The organism is Streptomyces tailanensis (genome assembly GCF_008386495.1).
In the GTDB taxonomy this organism is placed as follows: domain Bacteria; phylum Actinomycetota; class Actinomycetes; order Streptomycetales; family Streptomycetaceae; genus Streptomyces; species Streptomyces tailanensis.
This window is the reverse complement of sequence record NZ_VTHJ01000081.1, coordinates 13242-36788: the sequence shown is the minus strand read 5'-3', so window position 1 is coordinate 36788 and position 23547 is coordinate 13242. Positions and strand designations below refer to the sequence as shown.

19 protein-coding genes and 1 tRNA gene are annotated in these 23547 nt (G+C 70.3%); 7 read left to right on the top strand and 13 right to left on the bottom strand.

Annotated features, from left to right (window positions below; genetic code table 11):
- Positions 1-80: 80 nt before the first annotated feature.
- On the top strand, positions 81-3614 hold the full coding sequence (gene cydD, locus F3T56_RS40600) for a thiol reductant ABC exporter subunit CydD (RefSeq protein ID WP_149830483.1): 3534 nt from the start codon (positions 81-83) through the stop codon (positions 3612-3614).
- A gap of 163 nt (positions 3615-3777) precedes the next feature.
- Here the strand turns inward: cydD and F3T56_RS40590 are convergent, their stop codons facing one another.
- The 6 genes from F3T56_RS40590 to F3T56_RS40565 all read right to left on the bottom strand — a co-directional run bounded on the left by F3T56_RS40590 (position 3778) and on the right by F3T56_RS40565 (position 10065).
- Positions 3778-4647 (bottom strand): HAD hydrolase family protein, encoded by an 870-nt coding sequence (locus F3T56_RS40590; RefSeq protein ID WP_149830476.1) that lies wholly within the window; start codon positions 4645-4647, stop codon positions 3778-3780.
- A gap of 143 nt (positions 4648-4790) precedes the next feature.
- Positions 4791-5708 carry an LLM class flavin-dependent oxidoreductase gene (locus F3T56_RS40585; protein WP_149830475.1) on the bottom strand — a complete coding sequence of 306 codons (918 nt, stop codon included), beginning with the start codon at positions 5706-5708 and terminating at the stop codon, positions 4791-4793.
- A gap of 61 nt (positions 5709-5769) precedes the next feature.
- Positions 5770-6318: an RNA 2'-phosphotransferase gene (locus F3T56_RS40580; protein ID WP_149830474.1), complete on the bottom strand. Its 549-nt coding sequence runs from the start codon at positions 6316-6318 to the stop codon at positions 5770-5772.
- A 129-nt stretch (positions 6319-6447) separates the two neighbouring features.
- A complete protein-coding gene (locus F3T56_RS40575) occupies positions 6448-7389 on the bottom strand; it encodes a MerR family transcriptional regulator (protein ID WP_149830473.1) in 942 nt (313 codons plus the stop codon).
- Between the two features lie 157 nt (positions 7390-7546).
- The gene (locus F3T56_RS40570; RefSeq protein WP_246204352.1) at positions 7547-9331 is read right to left on the bottom strand and encodes an SDR family oxidoreductase; all 1785 of its coding nucleotides are present in this window, start codon (positions 9329-9331) and stop codon (positions 7547-7549) included.
- A complete protein-coding gene (locus F3T56_RS40565; RefSeq protein WP_149830472.1) occupies positions 9328-10065 on the bottom strand; it encodes a M24 family metallopeptidase in 738 nt (245 codons plus the stop codon). Before F3T56_RS40565 ends, F3T56_RS40570 begins: the two co-directional genes overlap by 4 nt.
- A 381-nt stretch (positions 10066-10446) precedes the next feature.
- On the opposite strand from F3T56_RS40565, the gene F3T56_RS40560 reads away from it, so the two are divergent.
- The 6 genes from F3T56_RS40560 to F3T56_RS40535 all read left to right on the top strand — a co-directional run bounded on the left by F3T56_RS40560 (position 10447) and on the right by F3T56_RS40535 (position 14856).
- On the top strand, positions 10447-11436 hold the full coding sequence (locus F3T56_RS40560; protein WP_149830480.1) for an ABC transporter ATP-binding protein: 990 nt from the start codon (positions 10447-10449) through the stop codon (positions 11434-11436).
- Positions 11426-12364, top strand: coding sequence for an ABC transporter permease (locus tag F3T56_RS40555; protein ID WP_172639376.1), 939 nt, complete (start codon positions 11426-11428; stop codon positions 12362-12364). The genes F3T56_RS40560 and F3T56_RS40555 overlap by 11 nt, the downstream gene beginning before the upstream one ends.
- A complete protein-coding gene (locus F3T56_RS40550) occupies positions 12361-13272 on the top strand; it encodes an ABC transporter ATP-binding protein (RefSeq protein WP_149830471.1) in 912 nt (303 codons plus the stop codon). Before F3T56_RS40555 ends, F3T56_RS40550 begins: the two co-directional genes overlap by 4 nt.
- Positions 13273-13282: 10 nt before the next feature.
- Positions 13283-14002: an ABC transporter permease subunit gene (locus tag F3T56_RS40545; protein WP_149830470.1), complete on the top strand. Its 720-nt coding sequence runs from the start codon at positions 13283-13285 to the stop codon at positions 14000-14002.
- Positions 14003-14246: 244 nt separating this feature from the next.
- Positions 14247-14489 (top strand): SGM_3592 family protein, encoded by a 243-nt coding sequence (locus F3T56_RS40540; protein ID WP_149830479.1) that lies wholly within the window; start codon positions 14247-14249, stop codon positions 14487-14489.
- A gap of 281 nt (positions 14490-14770) precedes the next feature.
- A tRNA-Ser gene (locus F3T56_RS40535) sits at positions 14771-14856 on the top strand.
- 241 nt (positions 14857-15097) lie between these two features.
- Here the strand turns inward: F3T56_RS40535 and F3T56_RS40530 are convergent.
- From F3T56_RS40530 to F3T56_RS40500, 7 genes are all read right to left on the bottom strand, one after another.
- On the bottom strand, positions 15098-15931 hold the full coding sequence (locus F3T56_RS40530) for an HAD family hydrolase (RefSeq protein WP_149830469.1): 834 nt from the start codon (positions 15929-15931) through the stop codon (positions 15098-15100).
- Positions 15928-17205 (bottom strand): serine--tRNA ligase, encoded by a 1278-nt coding sequence (serS, locus tag F3T56_RS40525; RefSeq protein ID WP_149830468.1) that lies wholly within the window; start codon positions 17203-17205, stop codon positions 15928-15930. The genes F3T56_RS40530 and serS overlap by 4 nt, the downstream gene beginning before the upstream one ends.
- A 581-nt stretch (positions 17206-17786) precedes the next feature.
- The gene (gene pheA, locus F3T56_RS40520; protein ID WP_149830467.1) at positions 17787-18722 is read right to left on the bottom strand and encodes a prephenate dehydratase; all 936 of its coding nucleotides are present in this window, start codon (positions 18720-18722) and stop codon (positions 17787-17789) included.
- A 267-nt stretch (positions 18723-18989) separates the two neighbouring features.
- Complete coding sequence (gene efeB, locus F3T56_RS40515) at positions 18990-20426, bottom strand: iron uptake transporter deferrochelatase/peroxidase subunit (protein WP_246204350.1); 1437 nt, start codon at positions 20424-20426, stop codon at positions 18990-18992.
- A gap of 8 nt (positions 20427-20434) precedes the next feature.
- Positions 20435-22375 (bottom strand): copper resistance CopC/CopD family protein, encoded by a 1941-nt coding sequence (locus tag F3T56_RS40510; protein WP_149830466.1) that lies wholly within the window; start codon positions 22373-22375, stop codon positions 20435-20437.
- Between the two features lie 14 nt (positions 22376-22389).
- On the bottom strand, positions 22390-22851 hold the full coding sequence (locus F3T56_RS40505) for a copper chaperone PCu(A)C (protein ID WP_149830465.1): 462 nt from the start codon (positions 22849-22851) through the stop codon (positions 22390-22392).
- Entirely contained in the window at positions 22848-23546 is a 699-nt protein-coding gene (locus tag F3T56_RS40500; protein ID WP_149830464.1) for an SCO family protein, read from the bottom strand. The genes F3T56_RS40505 and F3T56_RS40500 overlap by 4 nt, the downstream gene beginning before the upstream one ends.
- Position 23547 lies beyond the last annotated feature (1 nt).

The following is a 23547-nucleotide window of genomic DNA, read 5'->3' as shown; positions in this document are numbered from 1 at the left end:
GTTTCACGTGAAACATCGCCAAACACACCTCCCGGGACCGAAGGGGCATGTTTCACGTGAAACATGCCGCCGAGAAGAGGGTGTTTCACGTGAAACCGATCGACCCGCGACTGCTGCGGTACGCCCGTGCCACCCGCCTCTTCCTGGTGGCGGTGGTCGGCCTGGGCGCCGTCGGGGCGGTATTGGTCATCGCGCAGGCGATGCTCATCGCTGAGGTGGTGGTCGGTGCCTTCCAGCATGGGATGTCGGTTGCCGAACTCTGGACTCTCCTACTGCTGTTGGCGGCCGTGGCGGGCGGCCGTGCACTGGTCTCCTGGCTCACTGAGCTGGCCGCTCATCGCGCGAGCGCGGCTGTGAAATCGGAGCTGAGGGGCCGGTTGCTGGAACGGGCCACCGAGCTGGGCCCCGGCTGGCTGAGTGGACAGCGCACGGGTTCGCTGGTCGCCCTTGCCACCCGTGGCGTCGACGCGCTCGACGACTACTTCTCGCGCTATCTGCCGCAGTTGGGCCTCGCGGTCGTCGTGCCGGTGGCGGTGCTCGCGCGGATCGTCACCGAGGACTGGGTGTCGGCGGCGATCATCGTCGGCACGCTGCCGCTGATCCCGATCTTCATGGTGCTCATCGGCTGGGCCACACGCTCACAGATGGACCGTCAGTGGCGGCTGCTGTCCCGGCTGTCGGGGCATTTCCTGGACGTCGTCGCCGGGCTGCCGACGCTCAAGGTCTTCGGCCGGGCCAAGGCGCAGGCCGAGTCGATCAAGCGGATCACCGGGGAGTACCGGCAGGCGACGCTGCGGACGCTGCGGATCGCGTTCCTGTCGTCCTTCGCGCTGGAGCTGCTCGCGACGATCTCGGTCGCGCTGGTCGCGGTCACCATCGGAATGCGCCTCGTGCACGGCGAGATGGACCTCTACATCGGGTTGGTCATCCTCGTCCTGGCCCCTGAGGCGTATCTGCCGCTCCGGCAGGTGGGCGCTCAGTTCCACGCCGCCGCCGAGGGGCTCGCGGCGGCCGAGGAGATCTTCGAGGTGCTGGAGACACCGGTGCCGAAGTCCGGGACCCGGCCTGTGCCGTCTTCCGCCGACATCCGCTTCGAAGGGGTGACCGTTCGGTATCCGGGGCGGTCGTACGACGCCGCCTCGGACGTGTCCTTCACCGTGGCGCCCGGGGAGACGGTGGCGCTCGTCGGGCCGAGCGGTGTGGGCAAGTCGACGTTGCTGAACGTCCTGCTGGGGTTCACGGAGGCCACCGAGGGCCGGGTGTCGGTCGGGGGCGCCGATATGGCTTCGCTGGACCTGACGGAGTGGCGTTCGCGCGTGGCCTGGGTGCCGCAGCGGCCGCACCTGTACGCCGGGTCGATCGCCGAGAACGTACGGCTGGCCCGTCCGGACGCGGATGACGCGGCGGTACGGCGGGCGCTCGCCGACGCGGGGGCGATGGAGTTCGTGAATGCCCTGCCCGCCGGGGCCGACACAGCGCTCGGTGAGGACGGTGCCGGTCTCTCCGCCGGACAGCGGCAACGGCTCGCCCTCGCCCGGGCGTTCCTCGCCGACCGGTCCGTACTGCTCCTTGATGAGCCGACGGCCTCGTTGGACGGGGAGACCGAGGCGGAGGTCGTGGCGGCGGTACGGCGGCTGGCGGTGGGCCGAACAGTGCTGCTGGTGGTGCACCGGCCCGCGCTGCTGGAGGTCGCGGATCGGGTGGTGCGGCTGGAGGCTTCCTCAGAGCCCGTTGCGGAGTCCGCTGCGGCGTCCGGGACCCGGCGTGTTGAGCGGGTGGCTATGAGCAGCCGCCCTGCTGACTGGGAAGCCGCGCGTGTCCAGGAGACCGAGCGTGTGCAGGAGCAGGCCTTGGCCCCAGGCACGCGTGGAAGTGTGCTGGGCCGGGTTCGACGTATGGCCGGCCCTCGCCGGAGTCGTCTCGCGCTCGCTCTGCTGCTCGGCAGCCTTGCCCTGGGCAGTGCAGTCGGGCTGATGGCGACGTCCGGGTGGCTGATCTCGCGGGCCTCGCAGCAGCCTCCGGTGCTGTATCTGATGGTCGCCGTGACGGCCACGCGGGCGTTCGGTATCGGGCGGGCGGTGTTCCGGTACGCGGAGCGCCTGGTGTCGCACGACACGGTGCTGCGGATGCTGGCCGACACCAGGGTGGCCGTCTATCGGCGGCTGGAGCGGCTGGCGCCCGCGGGGCTGCGTACCAGCCGGCGGGGCGATCTGCTCTCGCGGCTGGTCGCCGACGTGGACGCCCTGCAGGACTACTGGGTGCGCTGGCTGCTGCCTGCCGGAGCCGCGGTGGTCGTGTCCGCCGTCTCCATCGGGTTCACCGCCTGGCTACTGCCCGAGGCCGGGGCCGCCCTCGCGGTGGGGCTGCTCGCCGCCGGGGCGGGCGTGCCGCTGGTGACCGGGGCCGTGGCCCGGCGGGCAGAGCACCGGTTGGCACCGGCCCGTGGGGTGCTGGCCACCCGGGTGGCCGACCTGCTCACCGGCACTGCCGAGTTGACGGTCGCCGGTGCTCTGCCCGCTCGTACCGCCGAGGCGCGGCGGGCCGACCGGGCGCTCACCCGGATCGCCTCCCGGGCCGCCACCGCCACCGCGCTCGGCGACGGACTGACCGCGCTCGTCTCCGGGCTCACCGTCGCGGCCACGGCTCTGCTGGGTGCACAGGCGGTCGTAGACGGGCGGCTGAGCGGTGTGGCCATGGCCGTCGTCGTGCTCACCCCACTGGCCGCGTTCGAGGCCGTACTGGGGCTGCCGCTCGCAGTCCAGTTCCGCCAGCGGGTGCGCAGGAGCGCGGAGCGCGTGCACGAGGTGCTGGACGCCCCCGACCCCGTACGTGAACCGGAGACGCCGACCGAGGCGCCGGTGTCGCCGTTCCCGCTGCGGCTCGCGGGGCTCGGCGCCCGGTACGCCGGGCAGGAGCGGGACGCGCTCGACGGGCTGGACCTCACCCTCGAACAGGGGCGCAAGATCGCCGTGGTCGGTGTCTCGGGGGCGGGCAAGACGACGCTCGCGCAGGTGCTGCTTCGCTTCCTGGACGCGCGTGAGGGGACGTACACCCTGGGCGGTGTGGACGCCTATGCGCTCGACGGTGATGACGTACGGCGATTCGTCGGGCTGTGTGCCCAGGACACGCACCTCTTCGACAGTTCCGTGCGGGAGAACCTTCTGCTGGCCCGGAAGGACGCCACAGAGGCGGAACTCCGGGACGCCCTCGCGCGAGCGCGGCTGCGGCACTGGGTCGACGAACTGCCGGACGGGCTGGACACGTTGGTCGGAGAACACGGGGCGCGGCTGTCCGGTGGCCAACGTCAGCGGCTCGCCCTCGCCCGCGCGCTGCTGGCCGACTTCCCGGTCCTCGTCCTCGACGAGCCCGCGGAACACCTCGACCTGCCCACCGCCGACGCGCTCACCGCGGACCTGCTGGCCGCGACCGAGGGCCGTACGACCCTGCTGATCACCCACCGGCTGGCCGGGCTGGAGGCCGTGGACGAGGTCGTCGTACTGGCGGAGGGGCGGATCGCGCAGCGCGGGACGTACGAGGAACTGGCGGCCGTCGACGGCCCATTGCGGACGATGGTCGAGCGGGAGGCGGCGGGGGAGCTGCTGGCACGGGTTTGAGCGCCGGGTTTCCGGGCGGATCGGCCAGTCGGACGCCACCGGCAACTCCCCCGGGTCGCACCTGCACTTCGAGGTACGGGGCACGCCGGGGTCGGGGTCGGGCGTGGCCCCGTGCCGTGGCTGCTCAAGTACGGGGTGGAGGCTTCGGTTTTGGTGGTCGTGGTTACGGCCGGGCCGCCAGCAGCTGCTCGATCACGACCGCGACGCCGTCGTCGTTGTTGGCGACGGTTCGGCCGGAGGCGGCCGCGACGACGTCCGGGTGCGCGTTGCCCATGGCGTACGACTGGCCCGCCCAGGTGAGCATCTCGACGTCGTTCGGCATGTCCCCGAAGGCGACGACCTCCTCGTGGGAGATGCCGCGCTCGGCGCAGCACAGGGCGAGGGTGCTGGCCTTGGAGACGCCCGGGCCGCTGATCTCCAGCAGGGCGCTGGGGCTGGAGCGGGTGAGGGTGGCGCGGTCGCCGACGGCGATGCGGGCGGTGGCGAGGAAGGCGTCGGGGTCGAGCGAGGGGTGGTAGGCGAGGATCTTCAGGACCGGCTCGTCGTCGGCGACACCGCCCGGGGCCAGCAGTTTCTCGGCGGGCGCGAGGGTGTCGGGGACCTCCATGTGGAGCTTCGGGTAATCGGGCTCTTGGTTGAAGCCGAAGGTCTGCTCGACCGCGTACACCGTGCCCGGTGCGGCCTCGCGCAGCAGCCGCACCGTGTCGAGCGCGTTCTCCCGCGCCAGCGCGCGGACCTTGACGAAGCGGTGGGTGCCCGGGCCGCCGTGCAGGTCGACCACGGCCGCGCCGTTGCCGCAGATCGCGAGGCCGTGGCCGTGGACGTGCTCGCTCACGACGTCCATCCAGCGGGCCGGGCGGCCGGTGACGAAGAAGACCTCGATGCCCGCCTGCTCGGCGGCCGCGAGAGCGGCGACCGTACGGGGGGAGACCGATTTGTCGTCTCGGAGCAGGGTGCCGTCGAGATCCGTGGCTATCAGCCGGGGCGGTACGGTCGGGGCCGGGGTCTCGGGCTGTCTCGTCGCTGAGGTCACGGATCCCATTCTCACGCATATACGCGCACGGTCGTGCGGGCGCCCGCACAGGTGAGTGGTTACCGCCCCATGCTCCTTGCCTCTACCTGCGCCGATACGGCCCGGCTGCCGCGTTCTGTTGCGACTGTCACCATCACGTGGGCTCAGGACAGCTGGGCCGGTGCCTCCATGGCGATCTGCTCGAAGACCTTCTCGTCCGCCGCGAAGTCGGAGTCCGGGATCGGCCAGTGGATCACGATGTCGGTGAAACCCAGCTCCGCATGCCGACCCGCGAAGTCCACGAACGCGTCTACCGACTTGAGCGGTCGACCGCGGTCGGGGGTGAAGCCGGTGAGGAGGATCTTGTCGAGTCCGGCCGCGTCACGGCCGAGCGCGGCGGCCGTGTCGGCCAGCTTCTCGACCTGCCCGCGAATGGCTTGAATCGACTGTTCCGGGGTGCCCGTCTCGTACAGCTTGGGGTCCCCGGTGGTCACCCAAGCCTGCCCGTACCGCGCGGCCAGCCGCATCCCGCGCGGCCCGGTGGCGGCCACCGCGAAGGGCAGCCGGGGCCGCTGGACACAGCCGGGGATATTGCGCGCCTCGTGGGCCGAGTAGTGGTCGCCCACGTACGACACGGAGTCCTCGGTGAGCAGCCGGTCGAGCAGGGGTACGAACTCGGCGAACCGGTCGGCGCGCTCGCGCGGCGTCCACGGCTCCTGACCGAGCGCGGTGGCGTCGAAGCCGGTGCCGCCCGCGCCGACACCGAGGGTGATCCGGCCGCCGGAGATGTCGTCGAGGGAGATCAGTTCCTTGGCGAGGGTCACCGGATGGCGGAAGTTCGGCGAGGTCACGAGGGTGCCGAGGCGCAGATGGTCGGTGACCGCGGCCGCGGCGGTCAGGGTCGGCACGGCCGCGGCCGCGGCCGCGCCGAACCACGGCCCGTCCCGGAAAGTCCGCCACGACAGATGGTCGTAGGTGAACGCGGTGTGGAACCCGAGCTGCTCGGTCCGCTGCCAGGTCGCACGGCCGCCCTCGTGCCAGCGGAGGTACGGCAGGATCACGGTGCTCAGACGCAGACTCATCCATCGAGCGTAAGCGCAGCGCCGGGTGGTCCGGGCCAGGTGCGCCGGGTCCGGCCAGGGCTCAGTGCGACTCCGGAAGCCGCAGGTAGTCGGGCGGTACGGCCTCGGTCAGCCATACGCCGTTGTCGCTGACGCGGAAGACGTGACCGTCGCGGTGCATGGCGCCGGCGTCCACGGAGAGCACGACGGGGCGGCCGCGGCGGGCGCCCACCCGGGTGGCGGTCTCGCGGTCGGGCGAGAGATGCACATCGTGGCGGTTCATCGCGCGCAGGCCCTCGGCCCGGATCGCGCCCAGGTATGCCGCCACGGTCCCGTGGTAGAGGTACGGCGGCGGGGTCGCGGAGGGCAGTCCGAGATCGACCTCGACAGTGTGGCCCTGACTGGCGCGGATGCGGCCGTCCTCGACGGCGAAGCGTCGCTTGTCGTTGGACTCGACCACATGGTCGAGCTCCGCCCTGGTGAAGCGGAAACCATGCGTGGCGGCCGCCTCGATGAGCATGTCGATCTCGACCCAGCCGGCCTCGCCGAGCGTGAGCCCGATGCGCTCCGGCTGGTGTCGCAGGTGCTTCGAGAGGTACTTCGACACCTTCACGGTGCGTCGTTCGTCCATCTCGCCAGCGTGCCCGGTGAGATACGCATCACGCACCTGATTTTGATCCGGATGTTTGATCCACAGCCAAGTGGAGTTATCCACAGGGGAATTGAAGATTCTGTGGACAACCAGTCATCCGATTCAGGGTTATTGGGCAATTCCGCTTCCTTTGTCGCGCCTTGCCGCGAGCGCGTCCAAGGTGCGTGACTGTACTTCCCGTTCGGCCGCCGCCGTAATGAAAGCCGGAGCCTGCTCGGGACCGACGAGCTTCTCCACGGCCCGCATTGCGGACACCGGGATCAGCACCGAGCACGACTCGTCCGAGCGCTCGGAGGGTTCCTCCGAGGCGAGGTGCCGACGCAGCTGCCGGGTGGCGAAGAGCCGCATCGCCCGGGCGAGTTCGACGTCCACCGTCCGCTGTGCGAGCGGTCTCAGCCGCCGTACGAGTGCCGCGGCCTCGGCCGCCTCGGATTCGGTCGGCGGCTGATGCTGCCCCAGGTAGCGCGCGAACACGTGCTCAGTGGTGAAGTCCAGGAAACGGGCGGCGATGTGCTCCACCTGCCCCCTCAACTCGCGCAGATGGCCCGCGATCGCGGACAGTGGGACCCCGACCCCGTGCAACTCGGCGGCCACGGCCAGCTCTTGGGGGCTCGGTACGAGGAACAGGTCCTCCTCACCCGGCACGGGCTCCAGTACGCCCAGCTCGACCGCGTCCGCCACGGCAGCCTCGTCCGAAGCGCCGCCGAACCGCTCGACCAGGTCGGCCCGCGATATGCGTACGGCCTCCTCGTCGGTCCATGGCCCGTCGACCTCCGCGACCAGGCCGAGGACACCGCCGAGGCCGCGGCCCGTGTCCCACGCCTCCAGGAGTTCCTTGATGGAGGCCAGGGTGTAGCTACGGTCGAGGAGGTCGGCGATCTGGTGCAGCCGGGTCAGGTGTGCGTCGGAGTACACGTTCGCCCGGCCGCGCCGCTCGGGCCTGGGGAGCAGTCCGCGGTCCTGGTAGGCGCGGATCGTACGAACCGTGGCGCCGCTGCGGTGCGCCAGGTCCTCGATGCGGTACTCGGCCCCGGCCGATTCGTCGTTCACGGTCCTCCTGCCTCCTTCTGTCTTCGCGCGCCACGCTTCCGTGCGCGCCAAACCTCCGGCGCTGTCGGCGGTCGTGCCGCGGGGCGGCTCTGTGCTGTCGCTGCCCGCATTGCGCGGTGGCTCCTGCGCCGTAGCCGCCCGCGTGATCACGCCCGGCTCACAGCGGCGGTTCCAGTCGGGCGAGCGCGCGCAGTGCTCTCGGGGTGAAGCGGGACATGAGGCGGCCGCCGCGGGCCTCCGGGGTGACGGGGACGACAGCCTGATTACGTACGACCGCGCGCAGGACGGCGTCCGCGACCTTCTCCGGCGGGTAATTCCGCAGCCTGTACAGCCGTGCGGTCTTCTGCCGGCGGCGCTTCTCCTCCTCGGCGTCGACGCCGGCGAAACGCGCGGTCGAGGTGATGTTGGTGTTGACGATGCCAGGGCAGATCGCCGACACCCCGATGCCCTTCCCGGCCAACTCCGCGCGCAGGCACTCGCTGAGCATCAGCACGGCAGCCTTGGAGGTGCTGTACGCGGGCAGTGTCCTGGAGGGCAGATACGCCGCCGCCGAGGCGGTGTTGACGATGTGGCCGCCCTGCCCACGCTCGGCCATCTGCTTGCCGAAGAGCCGGCAGCCGTGGATGACACCCCACAGGTTGACGTCGAGGACCTTCCGCCAGTCCTCGGCGGTGGTGTCGAGGAAGGATCCCGAGAGCCCGATACCCGCGTTGTTCACCAGCACATCCACCACGCCGTACTCGGTGGCGACCTTCGCGGCGAGCTTCTCCATGGCCTGCTCGTCGGAGACGTCGACGGTCTCGGCCCAGGCCTCGGGTGCGCCGATCAGCCGGGCCAGCTCGGCGGTGCGGGCCGCGCCCTCCGTGTCTCGGTCGATCGCGACCACGCGTGCGCCGGACTCGGCGAACGCGAAGGCGGTGGCCCGGCCGATGCCGCCGGCCGCGCCGGTGACCAGCACCAACTGTCCGCCGAACCGGTCCGCGTACTTGCCGGTGGCCATGGGCGCGGGCCGTCCGCCCTCGGTGGCGGTGACGAACTCGGTGATCCAGGCGGCCAGCTGGTCGGGACGCGTGAGCGGGACCCAGTGCCGGGCGGAGACGGTGCGGCGGGTCAACTGCGGAGCCCACAGCGCCAGTTCGTCATTGAGACGCTCGGACAGGAACGCGTCGCCCAGGGGCGTGATGAGCTGCACGGGCACATGCGCGTACGCGTCGTCGCGGGGCCTGGTCAGGCGGGCCCGTACGTTGTCGCGGTACAGCCATGCTCCGTGCGCCGCGTCCGTCGGAAGCGACGGTGCGGTGTAGTGCCCCGGGGGCAGCTTTTCGCCCCGCTGGAGCAGTCCGGGCCACTGCTTGCCGAGCGGGCCGCGCCAGGCGAGCTCGGGCAGCACGGGCGTGTGCAGCAGATAGACGTACCAGGACCGGGCGCCCTGGCCGAGGAGCTGGCCGATCCGGCGCGGGGTCGGTCGCTTCACGCGCCGCTTGATCCAGTGGCCGAGGTGATCGAGAGAAGGCCCCGACATCGAAGTGAACGACGCGATGCGGCCCTCGGTGCGCCCGACCGTCACGAACTCCCAGCCCTGCACCGACCCCCAGTCGTGCCCCACCAGGTGCACGGGCCGATCGGGGCTGACCGCGTCCACGACCGCCAGGAAGTCGTCCGTCAGCTTCTCCAGCGTGAACCCGCCGCGCAGGGGCCGCGGTGCCGTCGAACCGCCGTGGCCGCGTACGTCGTACAGCACCACGTGGTAGTGCTCGGCGAGCCGTACGGCGACCTCGGACCAGACCTCCTTGGAGTCGGGGTAGCCGTGCAGGAGCACCACGGTCGGCGGCCCCGGATCGCCCAGTTCGGCGACGGACAGCTCGACTCCGTCCGCGCGCACCCGTCGCTCCCGGGCGCCTTCGAGCGCCACCACACGCCTCATCTGCTCCCCCTCGCTCATCGGCACTTCTCCTCCGCCCACCGCCATACGTGGGGCAGGTCGTCGTCCAGCCAGAAGGCGCTCTCCTCGGGGTCCTCGGAGTCGGTGACGACCAGGATCTCCTCGAACTTCACGCCCGTGCCCCGGAAACCGAGGTGCAGTTCGACCGCCCACCCCGGCCGGGCCGGGTGGTCGGAGAACCGGTACGGCGACCACAGCGGTGACCAACCGTCGCGGTGTCCGTGCAGCGCGTCGGCCGCCAGCCCCTTCAGCGACTGCGTACCGAACCCGAGGACATGCGGTGACCAGCGCCGTTCCTTCACCCGGGCCACCTTGTGCGCGATGACGCCGAAGGGGTACGCGCGATGCCGGTTGGCGTATCCCTGGCGGACCATGAGCCGGTCCACGTCCTCGTAGATCTCGCGCAGCGGCCGCCGCTCGCGCACCTCGCGCAGGATCAGCTCGCGGTGCGCCTCCAGGTCCTCCATCAGCCGGCGGTCGGTGGGGAAGAACTGCAGCGGTATGCGGAAGTTCACGAACGCCGTGCGGTCGCCGAACCAGGCGAAGGGCAGATGGAACCAGTCCTGGACCCCGCGCTCGCGCAGCCGGCGGCGCTGCATGCGCGCCGCCTCGCGCTCGGTCACGCCCGGCTTCAGCTGCGCCGCGACCGCTTCCGCGCACTCGTACGCGAGGGTCTGCACCTGCCGGAACCGTTTGAGCTCCGTCGCGCGTTCACCCTTCACCGCCGAGGTCATGCCACCGCCTCCACTCGTCTCCGTCGACTACGGTCCGTGTTCGCAATGTGACACGGGCGAATGTGACAGTTGTTGGAGGCCGCGTCAATAGGGGTGTGCCGCGCCTGTGGAAAACCAGGCAGGCGCGAAAGCTGTGGAAAGGCTGGGGGAACGAACCGGGGAAGCCGGTCGTTCAACTTCCTGGTGACCGTGGGCGTTTGGCTTCGTGGCGGCCGCCGCGGCTCGACGCGCGGGCCTGCTGTTGTTCGACCTCAGGGTGACCCCTAGGGGGACCGGCGGCTGATACCCCCTACGGGCCCGTACGACTCGAGAGTGAGACGCAGACAGCTCTGCGGGGTGACGACCGCTACGTCCGGCAGCCCTAATGTCGAATTCGTGACTGTGATCGCGACCGAAAGCCTGAGCAAGCGGTTCCCGAGGGTGACCGCTCTTGACCGGCTCTCCGTGGACATCGGACCCGGTGTGACGGGACTCGTCGGTGCCAATGGCGCCGGCAAGTCCACACTGATCAAGATCCTGCTGGGTCTCTCCCCCGCCACGGAAGGCCGTGCCGAGGTGCTCGGACTCGACGTCGCGAGCAAGGGCGGCGACATCCGGGAGCGCGTGGGATACATGCCGGAGCACGACTGCCTGCCGCCCGACGTCTCGGCCACCGAGTTCGTCGTGCACATGGCCCGCATGTCGGGGCTCCCGCCGACCGCCGCACGTGAGCGCACCGCGGACACCCTGCGCCACGTCGGACTGTACGAAGAGCGATACCGCCCCATCGGCGGCTACTCCACGGGCATGAAGCAGCGCGTGAAGCTCGCCCAGGCCCTGGTGCACGACCCGCAGCTGGTCTTCCTTGACGAGCCGACCAACGGCCTGGACCCGGTCGGCCGCGACGAGATGCTCGGCCTGATCCGCCGAATCCACACCGACTTCGGCATCTCCGTCCTCGTGACCTCCCATCTGCTCGGCGAGCTCGAGCGCACCTGCGACCACGTCGTCGTGGTCGACGGCGGCAAGCTCCTGCGGTCCAGCTCCACCAGGGACTTCACCCAGAGCACGGCCACGCTCGCCATCGAGGTCACGGACACCGACGAGCACCCCGACGGCACCGGCGCGCTGCGCAAGGCGCTCCACGCGCGCGGGATGACCGTCTCGGACGGCAGCGGCCTCCCGGGCGCCGGGCACATCCTGCTGCTCACCGCCCAGGGCGAGGAGACCTACGACCTGGTCCGGGACGTCGTCGCCGACCTGGGCCTCGGCCTGGTCCGCATGGAGCAGCGCAGGCATCAGATCGCCGAGGTGTTCAAGGACAGCGACGAGCAGGCGAACGCCCAGGGCTCGCAGCACGCACGGAAGGAGGCAGTCGGCCATGGCGGTTGAGCAGACCCGGGCACAGGCCCCGGCCCGCGCCGGCGAACAGCCCACACACGCGGGCGAACAGAGCCGCATCCACAACATCGGCTACCGCAACTACGACGGCCCCCGCCTGGGCCGTGCCTACGCCCGCCGCTCGCTGTACTCGCAGTCCCTGCGCGGCGCCTACGGACTGGGCCGCTCGGCCAAGTCCAAGGTGCTGCCCATGCTGCTCTTCGCGGTGATGTGTGTCCCCGCGGCCATCATGGTGGCGGTCGCCGTCGCCACCCAGGCCAACGACCTGCCCATCAAGTACACCGACTACGCGATCATCATGCAGGCCGTGATCGGCCTGTACGTCGCCTCCCAGGCACCCCAGTCCGTCTCGCGCGACCTGCGCTTCAAGACCGTGCCGTTGTACTTCTCGCGCCCGATCGAGACCGCCGACTACGTCCGCGCGAAGTTCGCGGCGCTGACCTCGGCGCTCTTCATCCTCACCACCGTGCCGCTGATCGTGCTCTATGTGGGCGCGCTGCTGGCCAAGCTCGACTTCACCGACCAGACCAAGGGATTCGGGCAGGGACTGGTGTCCGTGGCACTGCTGTCGCTCCTCTTCGCCGGCATCGGCCTGGTGATCTCGGCGGTCACCCCGCGCCGCGGCTTCGGCATCGCCGCCGTCATCGCCGTCCTGACCATCTCCTACGGGGCCGTGTCCGCCGTCCAGGCCATCGCCGACGTGCAGAACAGCGGTGACGCGGTGCCCTGGCTCGGCCTCTTCTCGCCCATCACGCTCATAGACGGTGTGCAGACGGCCTTCCTGGGAGCCACCTCCAACTTCCCCGGTGGCCATGGGCCGTCCAGCGGGCAGGGAGTCGTTCACCTCCTCGTCGTCCTGGCTCTCATCGCCGGCTGCTACGGCCTGCTGATGCGCCGCTACCGAAAGGCCGGGCTGTGACCACGCTCAACATCGACCACGTATCGCGCTGGTTCGGCAATGTGGTGGCGGTCAACGACGTCACGATGACGATCGGCCCCGGTGTCACCGGCCTGCTCGGCCCGAACGGTGCAGGGAAGTCCACCCTCATCAATATGATGGGCGGCTTCCTCGCCCCCTCCACGGGCTCCGTCACCCTCGACGGCAAGCCGGTGTGGCGCAACGAGCAGATCTACAAGCACATCGGCATCGTCCCCGAGCGCGAGGCGATGTACGACTTCCTCACGGGCCGCGAATTCGTCGTCGCCAACGCCGAGTTGCACGGACTCGGGGCGAAGGCCGCTCAGCGGGCGCTCGCCACGGTGGAGATGGAGTACGCGCAGGACCGCAAGATCTCGACGTACTCCAAGGGCATGCGCCAGCGCGTGAAGATGGCGTCCGCGCTGGTCCACGAGCCGTCCCTGCTCCTGCTGGACGAGCCCTTCAACGGCATGGACCCGCGCCAGCGCATGCAGCTCATGGACCTGCTGCGGCGCATGGGCGACGAGGGCCGCACCGTGCTGTTCTCGTCCCACATCCTCGAAGAGGTGGAGCAGTTGGCCGCCCATATCGAGGTGATAGTCGCCGGGCGGCACGCGGCGAGCGGCGACTTCCGGCGCATCCGGCGTCTGATGACCGACCGTCCGCACCGTTACCTGGTGCGCTCCAGTGACGACCGGGCCCTGGCCGCCGCGCTGATCGCCGACCCGTCGACCGCCGGGATCGAAGTGGACGTGACGGAGGGCGCGTTGCGCATCCAGGCCGTCGACTTCGGCCGGTTCACCGCCCTGTTGCCGAGGGTGGCCCGGGACCACGGCATCCGTCTGCTCACGGTCTCACCGTCGGACGAGTCCCTCGAGTCCGTCTTCTCGTATCTCGTCGCGGCGTAGGAGGCCGAAGATGTACGACCCCACAGTCGCCCGGCTCACCTACCGGGCCCTGCTCGGCCGCCGTCGGGCCCTCATCCTCGGCGCGCTGCCCCTGCTGCTGATCGTGATCTCCGTGGCCGTACGCGCCTTGAGCGGCGCGGACGACCAGGTGGCCGTCGACCTCCTCGGCGGGTTCGCGCTCGCCACGATGGTGCCGATCATCGGCGTCATCGCGGGAACGGGCGCGATCGGGCCGGAGATCGATGACGGCTCGGTGGTGTATCTGCTGGCCAAGCCGGTGAAGCGGCCGACGATCATGCTCACGAAGCTGATCGTGGCGATCGCGGTGACCATGGCGTTCTCGGCGATACCGACGTTTCTCGCGGGCCTGATCCTGAACGGCAACGGACAGCAGATCGCGGTCGCCTACACGGTGGCGGCGCTGGTCGCCTCGATCGCCTACGCGGCCATGTTCCTGCTCCTGGGGACGGTGACCCGGCACGCGGTCGTCTTCGGGCTCGTGTACGCGCTCGTGTGGGAGGCGTTGTTCGGGTCCCTGGTGGACGGTGCGCGCACGCTCAGCGTTCAGCAGTGGGCGCTCGCCGTGGCCCACGAGGTCACCGAGGGCGACCTCGTGACCTCCGACGTGGGGCTACCGACCGCGGTGATCCTGCTGACGGTCGTCACGGCGGGCGCGACCTGGTACGCGGGGCAGAAGCTGCGGACGCTGAAGCTGGCCGGGGAGGAGTGACGGGATCCTCCGGGGCTGCTGGGCGGCTCCGGAGGACGGGCCCTCGCGGATTCCCGGGCGTCCGTCCAACTATTGATCTTGACAGGGGCTTCACGTACGTCCGGGCACACTGGGCGAAGGGGGAAGCGATGGGGCATACGCGGCCAGGAAGGGCGGCCCGAGGGCAGGAGGAACGGGGATGACGGCGGAGGTGTCGCCCGACGGCGGCGAGGGGCAGGGCACGGTGCCGGGGAGCGGGGCCGGGATCGAGCCGGGGGCAAGGTCCGGCTCCAAGAGCGGGGCCGAGGGCGAAGACGTCTGGGACGACGTCGAGTTCGACGAGGACTTCATACGGTCCGCGGAGACGGCCGAGCCGTCGGCGCGGGCCCGGATGCTCGCGGCGCGCTGGCGGGAGCAGGCGCCCGATCCCCAGCCGTGGCGGTCGGACGAGCCGCCCGCCGGGTGGTTCTTCAGCAAGGCGCGTCGGCGCAGGTGGCGCCGCCGTTGACCGTGTTGCGCGGTGGACGGGCGTGCGGTGGATATTCGGTGGCGTGCAACTAGGCGGCAGGGCACAGTGGTTGGTGTTCAGGCCGCCGGCTCGAGCCGGCGCCATGTTCTGGGAGAGGAGCCCGGCGATGCTGTTCATCAGGCGCAGTACGTCGAGTTCCCGACAGGGCAGCCCGTGGCGGGTTCCGGAGTAGTTACCCCTCCGTCGAGTCCGCTCTCTTGGGACGCTGCCCGGGGCGGCCGCTTCGAGCGCGCGATTCGTTTCGCGTGGGCCGCCCACCCGGAGGATTGGCCGAGTGGTAAGGCACCGGCTTGCTAAGCCGTGGTCGGGTGTTGAGCCCGCGCACGTTCGATTCGTGCATCCTCCGCCGGTTCGCTGTCGCTGTGACTTGGCCGGGTTCTTGGCCTTGGGGTACGTGTGGAAGGGCCCGGGGTTTGGTGCCTGGGCTGTGAGCGCGTTTGAGAGGCGCCCGGGAGTTGGTGTTGGGCGGGGGTCGGTTGCGCTTGCCGGCGCTGACAGGGCGCCGCCTGCGCCCACCCTCCCCCACTCTCGGCTTCGCTCGAGCGGGAGGTCCCCCCCCACCGCCCCAGCGGCACGACTGCCCGCAGCTATGGCTGGGGGGCGTCGGCGGACAGCAAGCGTTCCAGGACTTCTGCGATGCCGTCTTCCTCGTTCGAGGAGGCTACTTCGGTGGCGATGGCCTTGAGGGTTGGGTGGGCGTTGGCCATGGCTACGCCGTGGGCGGACCAGGTGAGCATGCGGATGTCGTTGGGCATGTCGCCGAAGGCGATGGTGTCGGCGGACTTCAGACCGAGGCGGCGGGCGGCCAGGGAGAGGCCGGTGGCCTTGGTGAGGCCGAGGGGGAGGAGCTCGACGATGCCCTCGCCGGCCATGGCGACGGTGACGAAGCCGCCGGCGGCCTGGCGGGCGGACTCGGCGAGTTCGTCGGAGGTCATCGTGGGGTGCTGTATGTAGATCTTGTTCAGCGGCGCTGCCCAGAGATCGGACACATCCGTGAGCGGGGCGGTCGGCAGCGAGCCGTGCAGGGCGTAGCCGGGACCGACCAGCACTTCGCCCTCCAGACCCGCGCGGCTGGCGGCCAGGTACAGCTGGCCGACCTCCGCCTCGATCTTGGCGAGGGCCACGGCGGCGAGCTGCCGGTCCAGGGTGATGGCGGTGAGCAGGCGGTGCTCTCCGGCGTCGTAGACCTGCGCGCCCTGACCGCAGACCGCGAGCCCCTGGTAGCCGAGGTCGTCGAGGATGTGCCGGGTCCAGGGGACGGCGCGGCCGGTGACGACGATGTGGGCGGCGCCCGCCGCGGCGGCCGCGGCGAGCGCCTCACGGGTGCGCTGCGAGACCGACTCGTCGGAGCGCAGGAGCGTTCCGTCGAGGTCGGTCGCGATCAGCTGGAAGGGAAAGCCGGAAGCAGCGGCCGTACTCACTTGGTTACCGGCTCCAGGACCTCGCGGCCGCCCAGGTACGGGCGGAGGACCTCGGGGACCCGGACGGAACCGTCGGCCTGCTGGTGGTTCTCCAGGACGGCGACGATCGTGCGCGGGACGGCGCACAGCGTGCCGTTGAGCGTGGCCAGTGGCTTGACCTGCTTGCCGTCACGCACGCGGATCTGCAGACGGCGCGACTGGAATTCCGTGCAGTCGGATGTCGAGGTCAGCTCGCGGTACTTGCCCTGGGTCGGGATCCAAGCCTCGCAGTCGAACTTGCGCGAGGCCGAGGAGCCGAGGTCGGCGGAGGCGACGTCGATGACCCGGAACGGCAGCTCCAGCGACGTCAGCCACTGCTTCTCCCACTCCAGCAGGCGCTGGTGCTCGGCCTGCGAGTCCTCCGGGGCGACGTACGAGAACATCTCGACCTTGTCGAACTGGTGGACGCGGAAGATGCCTCGGGTGTCCTTGCCGTGCGAACCGGCCTCGCGGCGGAAGCAGGGCGAGAAGCCGGCGTAGCGCAGGGGAAGGCGGTCGGCGTCGAGGATCTCGTCCATGTGGTACGCGGCCAGCGCGACCTCGGAGGTGCCGACCAGGTACAGGTCGTCCTTGTCGAGGTGGTAGACGTCCTGGGCGGCCTGGCCGAGGAAGCCGGTACCGGCCATGGACTGCGGGCGGACCAGCGCCGGGGTCAGCATCGGCGTGAAGCCGGCTGCCGTGGCCTGGGCCATCGCGGCGTTGACCAGGGCCAGTTCGAGGAGGGCGCCGACGCCGGTCAGGAAGTAGAAGCGCGAGCCGGAGACCTTGGCGCCGCGCTCGGTGTCGATGGCGCCGAGGAGCGTGCCGAGTTCCAGGTGGTCCTTCGGTTCGAAGCCCTCGGCCGTGAAGTCGCGGATCTCGCCGTGCGTCTCCAGCGTGACGAAGTCCTCCTCGCCGCCGACGGGGACGTCGGGGTGCACGAGGTTGCCGAGTTGGAGGAGGAGCTCCTGGGTCTCGGCGTCGGCCGCGTCGCGCTCGGCGTCGGCCACCTTGACGTCGGCGGCGAGCCGGCTCGCCTTCTTCAGCAGCTCGGCCTTCTCGTCGGCGGAGGCCTTGGGGATCAGCTTGCCGAGCGCCTTCTGCTCGGCGCGGAGCTCGTCGAAGCGGACGCCGGAAGACCTGCGCCGCTCGTCGGCGGAGAGGAGGGAGTCGACGAGCGCGACGTCCTCTCCACGGGCGCGCTGGGACGCGCGCACACGGTCGGGGTCCTCACGGAGCAGGCGAAGGTCAATCACCCCTCAAGGCTACCGGTGAGTGGTTCCGGCCCACGACTTGGATTTGCAGTACGTCGGATTCACGGCGATCTGGGCGGAATGTTCATCGCGGTAGCGGGCGTGGGTGAGCGTGGGGGAGAGTCAATGAATTGTGTCCGAACCCCCTGAAAGGGGCACTGTAGGTGCCCTCTGGTTGACCCGATTTCCTTGTGGCGTAGGGGATTTGGGGGCTGGGTATCCACAGGAATCCACAGTGCCGGGGAGTTATCCACAGGCTGTGCGAAAGATCTGTGGACTTCGGGGATGATCGTTTCGAAAGGTGGCCGTCAACTCCAGGATTCCTGACTCAAACCACCCTCGCGCCCCCTTTCGAGTGGATCCATGTGGAAATGGGTCGCTCTAAAGGATTGACTCAAGGAAACGCGTGGACGAAGGGTGACCTACTGGGGTGTGGACGCAGTCGGGCCCTCTAGGGCGATTTGTCGACTGAGTGGCGTTGTGTTGTCGACTTGTCCCCAGGTCGAGAAGCGCGCCTGTGGATAACTCCTGTGGATAAAGAAAATCAGCAGGTAGGACCGGCGGGCGGGGCGCCGAGTCGGCCCTTAGAACCGACCGTCCTGGCAGCGCGCCACCCAGTCCGCCGCGACCATGAACTCGTCGTCCGAGGTGCCCGGCAGGGTGGACCGGATCTTCGCCACCTCGGCGTCCGCGCGCGGGTACGAGCCGAGGAAGCGCACTTGCAGGCATACCCGCTTGAGCCCCATCAGCGCCTCCGCCACCCGGCGGTCGGAGATGTGGCCCTCGGCGTCGATGGCGAAGCAGTAGTTGCCGATGCCCGCGCCGGTCGGGCGGGATTGGAGCAGCATGAGGTTGACGCCGCGGACGGCGAACTCGCCCAGCAGGTCGCGCAGTCCGCCGGGGTGGTCGTCACGCTGCCAGATGACGACGGAGGTCTTGTCGACGCCGGTCGGGGCGGCGGGGCGGGCCGGGCGGCCGACCAGGACGAACCGGGTCTGGGCGTTCTCCGCGTCGTGGATCTCGGTCTCCAGGGCCACCAGGCCGTATCGGGAGGCCGCGAACTCGCCCGCGAAGGCGGCGTCGTAGCGGCCCTCCTGGACGAGGCGGGCGCCGTCCGCGTTCGAGGCGGCGGACTCCCAGACGACGTCCGGGGGGAGGTTGGCCTTCATCCAGTTGCGGACCTGGGGCTGGGCGGCCGGGTGGGCGGTGACCGTCTTGATCTCGGAGAGCTTCGTGCCCGGGCGGACCAGCAGGGCGAAGGTGATGGAGAGCAGCACCTCGCGGTAGATCATCAGCGGGGCGCCGGCGACCAGTTCGTCAAGGGTGGTGGTGATGCCGCCCTCGACGGAGTTCTCGATCGGGACGAACGCGGCCTCGGCCTCGCCGTTGCGGACGGCGTCGAGGGCGGCGGGGATGGAGATCATCGGGACGAGCTCGCGGGTCGCGGACTCCGGCAGCGTGCGCAGGGCGACCTCGGTGAAGGTGCCCTCGGGGCCGAGGTACACGTAGCTGGCTGGCATGGCTTCACCCTAATGGGCCTTGTGGGGCACGGGCGCACACGTGCCGCCTTCACCGCCCTGGAGGGCGATGTACGGCCCTGGGATGCGCTGTCACGCCTCCCTGGCCCCCCGGCGTTCGTGCTGGGCGGGGGTTGGGCAGCGCTTGCCGGCGCTTACAGGGTGCCGCCTGCGCCCACCCTCCCTCACTCTCGGCTTCGCTCGAGCGGGAGGTACCCCCATCGCCCCAGCGGCACGATTGCCCGCAGTTACGACGAGTGGGCTGCCCAGCTAAGCCTCCAGCAACCGTTGGCCCACGTACTCCCCCTCCCCCGCACCCCCCGGCGCCGCGTACAGGCCGCTGGACTCGTGGCGGATGAACTTGGAGAGGGCGTCGCCGCGGTCGAGTTTGCGTTGGACGGTGACGAAGCCGCGGAGGGGGTCGGCCTGCCAGCAGATGAAGAGGAGGCCGGCGTCGGGGACTCCGTCCGCGTCGATGCCGTCGTGGAAGGAGAAGGGGCGGCGGAGCATGGCCGCGCCGCCGTTCTGGTCGGGGCGGGTGATGCGGGCGTGCGCGTTGATCGGGACGAGGAGCTTGCCCTGGGAGTCGGTCTTCTCCAGGTCCATCTCCGTTGTCTCGGTCGCCTTCGCGCCCCCGCTCAGCGCGGCGCCGTCGGACTTCCGGCGGCCGATGACGTCCTCCTGCTCCTTCAGCGAGAGCTGGTCCCAGTCGTCCAGGAGCATGCGGATCCGGCGTACGACGGCGTAGGAGCCGTTGGCCATCCACTCCGGGTCGCCCGAGGTGCTCGGTGAGGCGGACGCGGGTACGAAGATCCGCTCGTTGAAGTCGGACTCGGTCGGCTTGGGGTTGCGGGTGCCGTCGACCTGGCCCATCAGGTTGCGCGCGGTCATGGGGTGCGCGGTGGCGCCCGGCGAGCGGTTGAAGCCGTTCATCTGCCAGCGCACACGCGCCGCGCTGCCCGCGTCCTTCTGGATCGCACGCAGGGCGTGGAAGGCGACGAGCGCGTCGTCGGCGCCGATCTGTACCCACAGATCGCCGTTGCTGCGTGTCTTGTCGAGCTGGTCGGAGGAGAAGTCGGGCAGCGGGTCCAGGGAATCGGGGCGCTGCTTCTCCAGCCCCGTACGGGCGAAGAAGCTGTGCCCGAAGCCGAAGGTGACCGTCAGCGAGGAAGGGCCCGCGTCGCGGGCGATGCCTGTGTCGTCCTGCGCGGAGGCCTCCCCGGCCATCAGCCGCCGGGCCGTCTCCGACCAACGGCGCAGCAGGGCGGCCGCCTCCTTGCGTCCGGCGCCGGCGGCGAGGTCGAACGCGATGAGGTGGCCGCGGGCCTGGAGGGGCGTCGTGATCCCGGGCTGGTGTTTCACGTGAAACATCACCTCGCTCGCGCCCAGGGAGGACAGCGGGGTGGCCTTCGAGGACGAGTCCGAGGAGGAGGCCGCCGCGTACCCCGCGGCGGCGCCGGCCGCGCCCAGGGCGAGACCGGTCGCACCGGCGGTGCCGAGCAGACGTCGGCGGGAGATTGTTCCGCCGGCGGGTGGGGCGGTGTCGCCGCCTCGCCGCAGCTCCGGAGCGTCCGTGGGCGACTGCGGGTCGTTCGTGGTTGTTCGCGCAGGTCCCCGCGCCTCCAGGGAGGTGGACTTCCCCTTGCCGGGGCGGTCTCCGATGATGTCGTTCCCCTCAGAGGGGCCCGTCGTGGACTGGTCAGCCATGATCTCGTTCAGCCGATCTGCGCGTTCTTGCTTACGGTCACCTGGTCGATGTCGGAGGTCCGTACGGTGACCTCGATCTTCCAGTCGCCCGCCATGGGGATCTGCACACCGTTCGCCGTCCAGTGCCCGGTGGCGATGCGGTCGGGGACCACGGGCAGGGGGCCGATCTTCTTGGCCTCCTGGGTGAAGGCAATCTTCACCTCGGGGATGTCGAAGGCCTTGCCGTCGGAGCCCTGCACGTAGATGTGCATCTCGTTGGCGCCCACGCGCGCGGGGTCGAGCTCCAGCCGTGCGACGCCCTTGCCGTTCTTGCCCCCGGTGTCGAACGGGATGTCCAGCGTCAGTGCCCCGGAGGGGTCGGAATCCTGCGCCACGGCCGCGTTCGCCGCCTTGGCCTCCTCCACCGTGCGCCCCGGCTCGGCGGAGGTCAGTGCCGTGGTCACGGCGAGGAGTACGACGGCGACGCCCGCCTCCGCCAGCACCGACCGGCGAAGGCCCGTACGGCCCGGATCGGCGTTCCGTATCCGCTTCTCGCGCGCGGCGGTCATCGCGGCCCGCTGCCGGGCGAGTTGAGCGGCGCGCTCGGAACCGTCACCGCCGCCACTGGTGCGCGCGGCCGCCGGCTCCTTCTCCTCGACCACGGTTTCCACGGCGGCCGGAGTCTCCGCCAACCGCGCCGTCCACCGGCGCGATATCCACGCGATTCCGACGAGTACGGCGACCAGGCCGATCTTCACGAGGAGCAGTTGCCCGTAGGCCGTGCCGGTCAGCGCCGACCAGGTGCCGACCTGCCGCCAGGACTGGTAGATGCCGGTCGCGGCCAGGACGAGCACACTACCGAACGCGACCCGCGAGAACCGTCGTACGGCCGCGGTCTCGATCTGGGCGTCGGCGGGCGCCCGGAACAGTGACACGAGCAGGGTCACCAGACCGCCCAGCCAGGCGGCGACCGCCAGCAGGTGCAGCACGTCGAGCGGCATCGAGAGGCCCGTCTGGATGCCGGTCGAGGCGTGCTCGGCCATAGCCCAGCTCGCGGCGAGCCCGGCGGCGACCACACCCCCGCCGATGGCGAGTCCGAAGGTGAGGTCCCGCCTGAGGGAGTCGGCGTCCTCCGCCGACTCTTCCGCGTCCTCCGCGTCCTCCGCGTCCTCCGCGTCCTCCGCGTCCTCGGTCTCCTCGTCCCGTCGCGCATACGCCCCGAACAGCACCGCGATGAACAGTGCCGCCGCGGCGAGCAGCAGCAGGCGGGACACCAAGGCCGCGCCCGTCTTCGTCTGGAGGACCTGGCCGAGCAGGTCCAGGTCGAAGATGTCGCCGAGCTTGCCGGAGCCGGTGTACGAGCCGCGCAGGAGCAGCATCGCGAGCGTGGCGGTGGTCAGCGTGAGCCAGCCGGAGACCACGAGTCGCTGCACGGGCCGTACTCCGGCACCGCGCTGCCAGCAGGCCAGCACGAAGGCGGCGCCGCCGACCAGCAGGATGAAACCGGCGTACGACAGGTAGCGCGCGAACCCGTAGAGGCCCCCGACGGCCCCGCCGCCGACGGACTGCTCGGGTACCGCGACCGTCGTCTTGGAGGGCGCCCCGATGGAGAAGGTGAAGGCGCCGGAGACGGGGTGGCTGTCCGCCGAGACCACCTGGTAGGTGACGGTGAAGGTGCCGTCGGGCAGGCCGGCGTGCAGTTCCACCCCGTAGCTGTTGCCGCCGAGGTCGGAGATGTCGCCGGTGTCGACCTGCTTGCCCTTGGGGTCGTACACGCGCACCGCGCCGTCGGACAGCGCGATCTTCTCGGAGAACGTGAGCGACACCTGGGACGGTGCCTGTTCGACCACGGATCCCTGCTGCGGGTCGCTGCCGGTCAGCGCGGCGTGCGCGGAGACCGGCACAGCTCCGGCGAGCAGCGTGCCGAGGGCGGCGAACAGCAGCAACAGCAACGGCCTCAACCGGCTCAACGGTGGTACCTCCCTCAGTGCCCGCTCGTCGGCTGATAAGTCGCCGACTTCACGGGCATCTCGACCGTGACGGCCTTGGACGTGGTGAAGTTCAGCCGCAGGGACACCGTCTCGCCTTCCTTCGGCTTGCGCTTCAGGTTCTCGAACATGAGGTGGTTTCCGCCGCTCGCGAGGACGAGTTCACCACCGGCGGGGACCTTCAGGGCCGCCGCCTCCCGCATCGACTGCCCGGTCGTCTCGTGGACGGTGACGTCCTGGGCGAGGTCGCTGGTGACGGAGGTGAGCTCGTCCGCTGTGCCGCCGGTGTTTTTGATGACGAGGTAACCGGCGGCCATGGAGTCGGTGACGGGTTGTGGCATGTAGGCGGACTCGACCGACAGCTTCGCGGCGGAGGAGCCAGAGGAGTCGGAGGAACCACAGCCGGTGAGGACGAGCACGGCGGCGGCGATAAGGACCCGTCCGGCGAGTGGCCTCACGGGTTCTGTCCCTTGAGCAGCTTCGGCAGGTCCTTCTCGTAGTCCTGTACGGTCGCGGCCTCGCCGTACAGCACATAGCCCCCGTCGGTCTTCGGCGAGAACGCGATGACCTGGGTGCCGTGTTCGGAGATGGTCTTGCCGTTCGCGTCCTTCGTCGGCGGGGCGATGGAGATGCCGAGGGCGCGGGCGCCGGCCTGGATCTCGTCGAAGTCGCCGGTCAGGCCGACGATCTCGGGGTCGATGCCCTTGAGCCACTTGCCGAGCTCCGCCGGGGTGTCCCGCTCGGGGTCGGTGGTGACGAAGACGAGCCGGAGGTTCGCCAGCTCCGACTGCGACAGCTTCTTCGACACCTCCTTCTTCGCGACCGCGATGTTGTTCATGGTCAGCGGGCAGATGTCGGGGCAGTTGGTGTAGCCGAAGTAGATCAGCGTCGGCTTGCCCTTGGTCTCCTCGCGGAGGTCGTACGACTTGCCCTGCGTGTCCGTGAGGACCAGGTCCGGCTTGGTGAACGGCCGGTCGAGGACCGTGGCCGCCTTCCGCGGTCCGGTGTCGGAGACCTCGGCGACCGACGTCGTGGAGTCGTCGCCCGTGCCGCAGGCGGAGAGGGTGAGGACGGTTGCGACGAGCAGCGCGCCGGCCGCGTACGCCTTCGTCCTCGTCGTCCTCTTCGTGGTCGTCTTCGTGTTCGTGCGCATA